Consider the following 1,330-nt stretch of genomic DNA (forward strand, 5'->3'; position numbering starts at 1 on the left):
TTCTCCGTATAACAAAATATCCAAAAGGTATTCTGTGTAGCTTATCCTCTGCAACGCTTCCACAAAAAGAGGATGCCAGATGTCATCCTGCGGCTGTGGGGAGTATGCTGTTTTCCAATGCTCCAGCAGGCGCAGATAATCGCATAGCACCCGGAAACAATACCGTTCCGTTTCCTGAAATTTCTGCTCCGCTGATTTTTGTCGGGGCTGTGACCTGTTGTGACGCTTCCAATCTGGCGGCGCATTGCCGGATTTCTCATAGGAAACGCCGAAGTCCTCCGCAAGCCTGACCGCAGCTTCCCGTTTCCCCAATCCATGCAGCAAAGCGGCAAAGTCGATCACATCCCCGGAAGCCCCGCAGCCGAAGCAGTAAAAGCGGCTGTCCACTTTCATGCTGGGCGTGCGGTCATTGTGGAATGGACAGCAGACCATGCCGTTTCTCCCCACCCGGATTCCATAGAATGAAGCAGCCTGCCGGGTGGTAACAGACTGTTTCACCGCTTCAAATACATTCAAATGCTCCCTCCATAAAAATGCCGGTAACGGTAAAGCTGCCGGTTATGTCATAGCTCCATCTCGTGTTTCTTTCTCTGTACTTCCTGTGGCTGCTCTCTCCGGCGCAGTGCGGTATCTACGGCGTTCTGCACCTGCCGCAGCCGTATCACTTCCTCCCGGAGTGGCTTGTGCTGCGGAGACAGTTCGGCATACTCTGTTTTTAACTGTGCGTATTCCTGTTTCCATGCTTTCAGGGCAATGGGTTTTCCGTCCAGTTTTTCTTTCAGAATACGGCGGGCGGCATAAAACAGCCGTAACTCCGCATCGTGTGATGTTTCAAATTTCTCCCTCTGTTTCTTAAACTTGATATTGTTCAATTCCGTATGGACAGGTTTTAGCCGCTGGTAATTCTCGCCCTCCCGTATCAATTCCTGCAATTCCTTTATCCTGGCAGATTTCTTTTTCATGGAGCCGCTTAATGCTTCAAATTCTTCACTGACAGAGGAAAGACGCTCCTGCAAATCCTCTAATGTGAGCAGCTTGTTTTCCGTCAGATAATTGACGGCTTCGGCAAACTGCTTTAAGTTTCCGGTTCTGGCTTTATTGCTCCATGCCCCTGCGTTGCGCTGGTTGTAATAAGCGATCAGCAGGTCGGCAAGGCTCGGTGTCTGGGGTTTGGAAAGTTCTTCTTTTACCTCTGCCATCCAGACAAACAGGGCTTTGATCTTCTTCCTCACATCCTGCATGAGCCGGTTGGTGGCTTTAATCCAGCGGTTCAGTTCCCCTTTCTCGGTGCGGATGCCCTTTGCTTCCATCTGCCGGACATTAGCTCCCT

Annotated in this window: 1 protein-coding gene and 1 pseudogene; both read right to left on the minus strand. The window is 50.7% G+C overall.

The annotated features are described in order from the left end of the window. A partial coding sequence (locus tag OCV77_RS16360) for a CHC2 zinc finger domain-containing protein (RefSeq protein ID WP_262576002.1) occupies positions 1 to 516 on the minus strand: 516 nt, incomplete at its 3' end. Between the two features lie 47 nt (positions 517 to 563). Then, positions 564 to 1,330 (minus strand): annotated as a pseudogene (locus tag OCV77_RS16365) (MobQ family relaxase); the annotation flags it as partial.

Source organism: Suilimivivens aceti, from assembly GCF_025567405.1.
GTDB lineage: Bacteria > Bacillota > Clostridia > Lachnospirales > Lachnospiraceae > Suilimivivens > Suilimivivens aceti.